1 protein-coding gene and 1 pseudogene are annotated in these 579 nt (G+C 72.0%); both read left to right on the forward strand.

Going from position 1 to position 579, the window contains the following annotated elements:
* The coding region (locus AC1DTN_RS38605) for a hypothetical protein (RefSeq protein ID WP_477925487.1) at window positions 1-324 on the forward strand (324 nt) is incomplete at its 5' end.
* Window positions 321-579 (forward strand): annotated as a pseudogene (locus AC1DTN_RS38610) (hypothetical protein); the annotation flags it as partial. The gene AC1DTN_RS38605 and the pseudogene AC1DTN_RS38610, both read left to right, overlap by 4 nt.

Genomic DNA, 579 nt, shown 5'->3' on the forward strand with positions numbered 1-579 from the left:
GTGGACACGATCCGCGAGCTCGTGCTGCAGGGCCGCTGGGCGACGGTCATGCCGGTGTCGGTCTTCAAGGAGCCCCATGCGGCGCGGCAGGTGCGCCTGTCGGAGATCTCGGGCGTGCAGCTCAGCCGGCTGCTGGTGCTGGCCAGCCGCACCGAGCGGACGGACGCGCCGGGCCTGTCGGCGATGCACGACATGGTGCGGGCCGAGTGCGACCGGCTCGCAGCCGACGGCGTATTCAGCTTCGCCTCCGCGAAGCCCTTTTTGCATGCCGCGCCGACCCGCATCGAGCGACCGGCCCCGACTCGCCGTACAGTCTCGCCATGAGCACAGCCAACGCCATCGCCGAGCGCACCGTCCAACCCGCGAGCCCAAGCGCGGCCGCGCCCGGCTCGGCCCTCCAGTCCCGCGTCGTCGACGCCCTCCAGGCCCATCTGCCCGCGCATGCGCTGATCTGGCATGCCGAAGACACCACGCCTTACGAATGCGACGGCCTCACGGCCTATCGCCAGCGGCCGCTCGTCGTCGCCCTGCCGGAGACCGAGGCGCAGGTGCAAGCCGTGCTGCGGACCTGCCATGCCC

The organism is Rhizobium sp. 01T444, assembly GCF_056398305.1.